The organism is Streptomyces sp. ADI95-17, from assembly GCF_003846175.1.
GTDB lineage: Bacteria > Actinomycetota > Actinomycetes > Streptomycetales > Streptomycetaceae > Streptomyces > Streptomyces sanglieri.
Window position 1 is genome coordinate 1,725 of sequence record NZ_ML123057.1, and the last position, 8,284, is coordinate 10,008.

The 8,284-nt window shown below is 71.0% G+C and carries 6 protein-coding genes; 4 read left to right on the top strand and 2 right to left on the bottom strand.

Translation table 11 applies throughout. The features are described from left to right. Both EES42_RS47500 and EES42_RS43105 read right to left on the bottom strand, forming a co-directional pair. Nucleotides 1–1,742 (bottom strand): Mu transposase C-terminal domain-containing protein (locus EES42_RS47500; RefSeq protein WP_164495579.1); only part of this gene is annotated, 1,742 nt, incomplete at its 3' end. Nucleotides 1,743–1,800: 58 nt separating this feature from the next. Beyond that, entirely contained in the window at nucleotides 1,801–3,093 is a 1,293-nt protein-coding gene (locus EES42_RS43105; RefSeq protein ID WP_124723661.1) for an ATP-binding protein, read from the bottom strand. A gap of 269 nt (nucleotides 3,094–3,362) precedes the next feature. Here EES42_RS43105 and EES42_RS43110 point away from each other — a divergent pair, with 269 nt between their 5' ends. From EES42_RS43110 to EES42_RS43130, 4 genes are all read left to right on the top strand, one after another. Next, the gene (locus EES42_RS43110; protein ID WP_241196977.1) at nucleotides 3,363–5,435 is read left to right on the top strand and encodes a transposase; all 2,073 of its coding nucleotides are present in this window, start codon (nucleotides 3,363–3,365) and stop codon (nucleotides 5,433–5,435) included. A gap of 116 nt (nucleotides 5,436–5,551) precedes the next feature. Continuing rightward, the gene (locus tag EES42_RS43115; RefSeq protein ID WP_164495580.1) at nucleotides 5,552–6,538 is read left to right on the top strand and encodes a TniB family NTP-binding protein; all 987 of its coding nucleotides are present in this window, start codon (nucleotides 5,552–5,554) and stop codon (nucleotides 6,536–6,538) included. A 164-nt stretch (nucleotides 6,539–6,702) separates the two neighbouring features. Beyond that, nucleotides 6,703–7,491: a hypothetical protein gene (locus tag EES42_RS45445; RefSeq protein WP_164495581.1), complete on the top strand. Its 789-nt coding sequence runs from the start codon at nucleotides 6,703–6,705 to the stop codon at nucleotides 7,489–7,491. Between the two features lie 376 nt (nucleotides 7,492–7,867). Then, nucleotides 7,868–8,065, top strand: a complete 198-nt coding sequence (locus EES42_RS43130) for a hypothetical protein (RefSeq protein WP_124723663.1) — start codon at nucleotides 7,868–7,870, stop codon at nucleotides 8,063–8,065. Nucleotides 8,066–8,284 lie beyond the last annotated feature (219 nt).

Genomic DNA, 8,284 nt, shown 5'->3' on the forward strand with positions numbered 1-8,284 from the left:
GTTTTGAGGCTGTCGGGGGTGGCCCAGTCGGCGGATGGTGGTGCGGGCGGGATCAGATCGGGCAGCGCCAGCGCTGTGAGGTCGGCTTCCTCGTAGCGGGATAGCTCTCGGGTGGCTTCGGTGGCGGTGATCGTGTTCAGGCGCAGCGCGGGGGTGGGGGTGGTGGCGGGGGCGAAGCGTTCGTGGCGGAGTCGTTCGGCGGCCTTCGCGTCGGCGCGCAGGCGTCGGGCGCGTGTGTTGCGGGCGTGGCGCAGGGCGGTGAGTTGTTCGTCGGTGGCCTGGTCGGCGAGGTGGGCGGTGCCGAGGTGGTGGCCGTGGGGGTCACAGACTTCGATCTCGTGGGTGTGGTGGGGCATGAAGCGCACGGTGACCTTGCGGCCGGCCTGCCCGGTCATCCAGTCGGCGAGGTAGGAACGGTTACGGAAGCGCAGGCCGTGGCTGGTGAGGGTGCGGGTGCGTGCGTCGTCTTCGAGGGTGAAGGACCACAGGTCTGCGGCAGGGATCTCTCGCAGCGGGGTGGGGTCGGTCTGCCAGGCTTGCAGTGGGGTGGCCCCATGCAGGCTCTCGGGGTGGTGTTCGGTGTTCCACCAGGTCGCCCAGGACAGGAGTTCTGTGGTGAAGGCCTGGAACGTCATGGGCGGCCCGGTGGGAGGCGGGTCGGGACGCTTGCGCGGGGGCCGCTTGGGGGGTTTGCGGGGTGTGGGGGTGTAGCCGGGCAGGGCGGCGAACAGCATCGTGGTGGCGCAGTGGTTGAGGTTCTCGATGCTGCCTTTGAGGTGCGGGCTGTAGGGCGGCAGGACGGTGATGTCGGAGTCCAGGGTGGTCAGGGCAGCGGTGACGGTGCGGGAGAGGAAGTCGCGGCCGCGGTCGAAGCGCACGTGGGCGGGGAGCCCGCCGAAGGGGCCGTAGGGGGCGGTGGGGACGATCGCGGAGCGCAGTGCGGCCAGGACCGAGGCGCGGGTCGGAGTGCCGGGGGTGACGGCAAGGCCGGTGATGGCCTTGGTTGCGCAGTCGATGAACCACGTGATGAAGGGGTGGACGAGAGTGCCGTCGGCGTCCACGCGGAGCGGGGCCTGGACGTGGTCGGCCTCCCACACCTCGTTGCGCCACGTTCGCGGGCGTGTGGCGAACACATCGTGGGCGCGGGCGGCCTGGTGGCCGTGGCGGTAGCCGGCCCTCTCCCCCACGGTCAGGTCCCGGCGGACCGCGCGCAGGAACGTCGCCAGCGACGGGACCGGGTCCAGCAGCGGAACAGCCGCAGGCGGGGCACCGCCCGGGAGCGCGCTGCGGGGCGGGCTGGATGGGGGCGTGGCCGGGCCAGAGGCGGAGGCGTTGGTGTCTGCCGGTGGGGTGGGTGGAGTGGCTGGGGTGGGGGCTTGGCGGGCGCGGGCGAGGAGCTCGCGGTGGACCGCGGAGGCGTTGCCGTGCCAGTACGCCAGCAGCACCCGCAGCTCGGGGGTGATCTCGAAGCGGTCGGTATGGCGGGCGCCGGGAGCGGCGGCGGTGGCGGGTGTGGTGGTGGCCTCGGCCAGCCACCGCCATACGGTGCGGTCGGAGACGTTCAGGCACTGCGCCGTGGTGCGGACGTGGGCGCGGGTGAGACGGCGCTCGGCGCGCAGCGCGAGCAGATGCCGTACGGCTGGGGCGCGCAGGGCGGTCAGCGACACCGCGTCCAGGGCGGGCCCGGCCTCGTCGGGCGCGGACGCCGGGGTGGGGGTGGTGTGGGAGGGCGTGGTGTTCATCGTGGTCCTTCCCGCGCGTGCGGGGGCTGCCCGGCGTGGAGGCGGGCAGGGGTGTGGGTCAGGGGCGTGGGCCGAGGCGGGTACAGGCCTGGGCCAGGAGGGCGGCATCGGCCGTGTGCTCGGGGTGGCGGTCCAGGGTGGCGTACGCGTGGGAGGTGTTCTTCGCCCAGGTACGGAAGTTGCCGTGTGCGCGTGTCTCGTCCGTATGCAGCAGGTCGGCGTCGGTCGCGGTGTCCCACAAGGGGTGGAACAGACGCAGCACGCCGGGGACCTGCGCGGAATCCAGGCGTGGGACGTGCTGCCAGGTCAGCACGCGTGAGGCCAGCGCGGGAGCCCGTGCCAGGGTGCGCTCGGCGCCCGCCCCGCACAACACGAGCGAAGCCTGGGTCGTAGGCGCGTCCAGCAGCAGGCGGAGATAGTCCAGCTCGGGGGCTGCGATGCGCTGCACGTCGTCGATGACCAGCACCCCCGGGGCCTGGAACGCCTTGAGTAGCGCGCGGTCGGCCGCGTCCGTGCGGTTCGTCAACGAGGTGGCGGGCAAGCCGAACGCGGTGAGCAGCGCGGCCCGCAGTTGCGGCAGTGCCGGTTTCACCGCCACCAGCGCGCGGTGCACCGGGATCCGGCGCGGCAGCAGGGCCAGGGCTTGATGGACCGCGACCGTCTTACCCTGGCCCGGGTCCCCGTACACGCACACGACCCCGTGCGCGGCGACCGTATGGGCGATCGCCTCGGTGACCGTGCCGAGTTGCCGGGTGGAGACCACATGCGCGCCCGGCACGTACAGACGGACGCCATCCCCCGGCGACGCGGGCCGGGTCACGGGGGCGGTATCCGTCGCGTCGGCCTGTTCCACGCCGGAGACGGGCGGGGCCTGACCGGTCTCATCGACCGTTCCCGGCAGAGCCAGCTCGGCCAGGGCCCGGTCATAGCGGTCGGGATCCACGTGCCGTTTCCCGGGGCGCGTGCTCTGAAAGACCCGGCCCGCCCGGCGTTGCTCGCGTACCGCCCGGTGCATGGTCGCCAGCGAAGGCAGCGGCCCGGGCAGGGCGGAGTCGTCACCTGCTTGGGACAGCTGCCGGTGCAACTCGGAGACGTTCCCGTCCAGCTCCTCGAGCCGCGTCCACAGCATGTCGTCGAGCAGGAACCCTCCACGCCGGTAGGCCGGCTCGGTCTGGCCCTTACGGGCCCTCGCGAGCCAACGCCAGGCCGTGCGTACGGACACTCCGGCCGTCTGGGCCGCGATCCTGACGTGGACCGATTCCAGCGTGCCGGCCTCGTCCAGCGCGAGAAGCCGGCGTACCACGACCTGGCGTACCAGTCCTTTGTCCTGCGAAGGCGACGCGAGCGACATGGTCTGGGCGGCAGCACGCCCCGTACCCGAACGCTCCCTTGGACGGGGGGCCGCAGACAACGACGGTTGAGCAGTCATGCCCACCAGCACACCCGGGCGCCCCGACACCGTGCACAGGAATGAGCATCTACACGTCAGCCAGCCATCAGCTGTGCTACACGCAACACGCAGTGCGTGACAGCCATTTAGTCACTCCATGACAGCCAGGACCATAAGTAGCAGGCCGGAAAAGCGGCAGCTCAGCACACTGTTTTCTCGTATCGGCCCTGGTGACGCCCAACCCACTGACACCACCCCACCCACCCACACAGGAGAACGGCACCGAAAAGACCGTGCTGCTGGGCCGGTTGTTCGCCGATCCCGGCTTTGAGGTTGTCGGTGCGCGAGTGCCGGAGGCGGTACCGCAGTGGGGGCTGTTCGAGACCGTGCCGCCGACTGCCCAGCAGCGGGCCCTGGCATGGCTGCCGCACATCCGGGAGGTGGAGACCGGCTTGCCGCACGCGCCAGGCAGCCGCGCGGGCCAGACGATGCGGCCGGAGTACGACCCCGCGCGGTGGACGCTGGCACAGCGGGACGCGGCCAAAGCCAGGGAGCTGACGGCACTCGGCTTTCCCCGGGTGACCCGCACGACGGTGGAGCGGATGCGGCTCGCCTACCGCAGGCAGGGCCTGTGGGGGCTGGTCGACAAACGCACGGTCCGCTCCTCCAGTCCGACCGGGCGGGCCGACGAGCGGGTCGTGGCCGCGGTGCTGGAGGCGTTGCGGCGTCAGCGTGGCCGGTCAAAGGGGACGATCAAGGGACTGCGGGTGCTGACCGGGCAGATCCTGGACGACCTCCATGGACCGGGGGTGGTAGCGCTTCCTGCGCCGTCCTCGTTCTACCGGCTGGTGAACTCCCTTGCCGATCCGGCCGAACTGCCTGGGCGTCCCGCCCGCACCGCCACTGCACCCGCCCATGTGCCGGCGGCGCCGCTGGTGCTGCGGCCCGGAGAACAGGTGCAGATCGATACCACCCGCCTAGACATCATGGCCGTCCTGGAGGACGGCAGCCTGGGACGGCCGGAGCTGACCATCGCCGTCGACGTCGCCACCCGCTCCATCCTGGCCGCCGTCCTGCGCCCGCGCAGCACCAAAGCTGTCGATGCCGCCCTGCTCCTGGCCGAGATGGCCGTCCCCCACCCCGCCCGGCCCACTTGGCCTGCCGCGCTGCACCTGTCCCGGGCCGAAGTGCCCTATCAGCGGATGCTGTCGCTGGACGAACGCCTGGAAGGCGCGGCCGCCCGCCCGGTGATCGTGCCCGAGACGATCGTCGTCGACCGCGGCAAGATTTACCTCTCCGAGTGCTTCGTCGCCGCCTGCGAGGCCCTCGGAGTGAGCGTGCAGCCCGCCCCGCCCCGCCGGCCGCAGGCCAAGGCCGTGGTGGAGCGGACCTTCGGCGCGATCAACGATCTGTTCTGCCAGCACGTCGTCGGCCACACCGGATCCAACCCGCTCCGGCGTGGCAAGGACGTGGCCGTCGAGGCGCGGTGGACGATCCCGCAGCTGCAGGACTTCCTCGACGAATGGATCACCGCAGGGTGGCAGAACCGGCCCCACGACGGACTGCGCCACCCCGTCCTGCCCAAGTCCGCGCTCACCCCGAACCAGATGTGGGCCGCGCTGATCACCCTCAGCGGCTACGTGCCCCTGCCGCTGACCGGGGCTGACTACCTCGAACTGCTGCCGGTGCGCTGGCAGCCCATCACCGACCGCGGCATCCGCCTGAACTACCGCACCTACAACCACGACATCCTCACCCCCCACCGTGGCCAGCGCTCCCCCGCCGCCGGCAAGGATGGCAAGTGGGAGATCCACCACAACCCCCACGACGCCCGCCAGATCTTCATCCGTCTCACCGACGGACAGCTCCACGAGATCCCCTGGATCCACCGTGACCACGTTCACCAGCCCTTCAACGACGCCCTCTGGCACCACATCCAGACCGAGGTCGAACAGCGCGGTGACCGCGACCAGCACGAAGCCGACCTCGCCGACGCCCTCGACCAGCTCCTGCGCCGCACCCGTGGCCCCGCCGGGACAGACCACGACCCCCGCCGCCGCAAAACCCCCCGCGCCAGCAGCACGGCAACACAGCTGCCTGACCTGCCCGGCCAGCGGCGCCCACTCACCGCAGAGACCGCACCAGGGCCGGCACCGGACTGGAGCGAGAGCCTGGACGACCTCATCCGCGTCGATGTGGCGGCCGAGACCGACACAAGTGAGCTGGAGGGCACGGGCGTGCTGCCGGCAGACGCGGGCGGATACGGGCTGTGGGATGCCGAAGCGGAGGCCGAGCAATGGTGAACACCCCACCCAGCACAGGCGATGCGCCGGCCGGCAGTTTCCCGACAGCGGCAAACCGGCCTCCCGCTGCCGCGGCAAGCACCGGCGGCGACGCACCTGAGGCGCAGCAGCAGTCGGTGACCACCTGGGACGGCTTCCAAGCCTTCGCTGCCACGCCCGTGGCAGCTCCTCCCCCGCCCGGGGCGCCGCCCCGCAGCCTCGAAGAACGCCTGGCCTACTACTCGCGGTTCGTCACCGTGCGCACCCCGGCCATCGACGCGCTCGCCAAGAACGTACGCACCCTGATGATCCTCGGCCGTCACCAGGCAGTCACCGCACGGCCGTCCCTGATCGTCACCGGCCCCGCCGGCGCCGGGAAAACCACCGCCCTGCTCCAGGTCGGCCGCGCCTGCCACCTCGCCCACACCCGACGCCACGGCCCCACAGCCACAGCCGGGCAGGTCCCCGTCGCCTACGTCCTGGTCCCACCCGCCGCCAGCGCCAAAACCCTGGCCACCGAGTTCGCCCGCTACCTCGGCATCCCCGTCGCCGCCGGCATGTCCCAGGCCCAGATCACCAACGCTGTCTGCCACACCTACACCGCTGCCGGCGTCCAGCTGGTGATGATCGACGAGATCCACCGGCTCAACCCCCGCACCACCACCGGCGCCCAGAGCGCCGACCTGATCAAAGACCTCACCGAACGCATCGGCGCCACCTTCGTCTACGCCGGCATCGACGTCACCACCACACCCCTGTTCACCGGGGTGCGCGGCGCGCAACTCGCCGGACGTGCCTCCCTCATCGACTGCGCCGCCTTCCCCGCCCGCCTCGGCGAGAACGAACCCTTCCGCGACCTCATTACCGCCATGGAAGGCGCGCTCGACCTGCGCCACCACCGGCCCGGAACTCTCCCCCAACTGGCCCCGTACCTGCACGAACGCACCGCCGGCCGTATCAGCAGCCTCGCCCGCCTCATCCGCCAGGCCGCCATCGCTGCCCTACTCGACGGCACCGAACGCATCACCAGAACCAGCCTCGAAGCCATCCGCCTGGACCACCTCGCCGAACAGCACTACCGACCCCACACCCGGCCCCGAAGCCGCAGCGCCAGCACCCTGTGAGCCGGACAGACGTTACGGACCGTGCCGTAGCAGAGGCCGGCGCCCCACAGTGCAGCGCCGTCACCGCAAGGGCATGGCTGCAGGTCCCGGCAGCCGCGCCGGGCGTGTTCCGAGTACGGCCGCTGCCCGGCGAAGCGACCGCCTCGTACGCCCAACGTATCGCTATGTCCTATCAGCTGACTCTGCCCCAGCTCCTCGACGGGGCTGGTATCGCCCTCCACGGCCACGGCACCCTGCCGGCAGCCGGACTCCACCTCAACCACAACGCGGCCCGGCACCTCGCCGCGCTCGCCCGGGTCCCACTCCCCGACCTCCTGCGTGCCTTGCCCCGCCCCGCCCTCAACGACACCGCCCCCAGCGCCGAGGCCGCCGCACGCTGGAAGCGGCTCGACGCCGCACAGCAGCCCGTCCGCGCCTGCACCCCGTGCACCCACCACCGCAGCCACGGCACCACCGACACCGCCTGGGTTCACCCACCGCCGCACCGGCTGGTGTGCCCGCGGCATCAGCAAGCCGCCCCCGACCCACGGCTTGCCTCCCCCATCCACACGTGGGCCGTGCCCCAACTCGCGGCCGCGCACCACGCCCACCAGCGCCTGCTACGACATCCCGGCGCCGCTACCGCCTGGACCGCGGCACGCGCCATCACCACCCGCTGGTACGACCACCAGCAACATCTCACCCACCGCTGGCACGCCCGCCTGACCCGACTCTGCGCGGCCAACCCCCACCTGGCCACCACGGGCAGCGCCTCCCCCGCACTCCTCGCGCGCGACCTGGTGATCTACCCGGAAACCGTCGCCCTCACCCGCGCACTCGCCACCCTGCCGAACCGGCCACACCGCACCACCAACGACGCCCTCGGCCTCATCGCTCACCGGTTGAACCTCACCCACCTGACCCCCAGCGCGCACGACCCCCTCCGTATCTTCCTCACCCACACACACCACTGACCAGCCAAACCGCGCTTTGAAGCCCGGATAGAACGCAGCCGCCTATAGACGCACCACTACATCAACGGGAAACCCAAGATCATTCCCACACAGCCACCGGACCGCAGGCCAAACGCCCGAACAACCAAACCGAACGCGATCCCAGGCCACACCCATCACACCCGAACACAGCCACTCCAGCCGTCCCGAGTCCCATTCCAAAGACAGGACACCAGACCAAAGCAGCCCAACCCCCTGAACATCACTGCTCCGTCACACCCACAGCAGTCCGCCGGACTTTGTCGTCCGGGTCTGCTACGAGTCGGAGTGCCGTCTCCTTGGTTGCGGAGACATGCCGCCAGGTTGCGATGAGCGTGGCCAAGGCGGACTGACGGGAGTGCGGGTTGGGGAGGCGGGTGGAGGCGAGAAGGACAGCAAGTTCGTCGTTGGGCTCAAGGAGGTCGTTTCCGGGCATGACGACGCGTTGCAGAACTTGGATCTTCGCTTCCTCGCGCTCGCTGACCTCGTGCGCTTTGTTCAAGGCGGCGGCGATGTCATCGAGTACGGGTTGCGTGAGCAGGTCGGTTCCCAGTAGCGGTTGAGGGGCCTGGCCTGGCTCGGGATGGGGGGAGCGATGTTGACCGCGCCTGGTTGCAGGGCAAGGCGTTGAGCCTCGGCGCGGGCGCGGGTCCAGAGATCTTCAAGGACTCGCATGCGGGTGGCTGTGCGATCGGCTTCCTGTTGGGCGGTGGCTTTGTGTTGCAGGGCTCGATGCGTTTCGTCGCGCAGGTGGGCGGCTTCGTCGTGGCGTGCA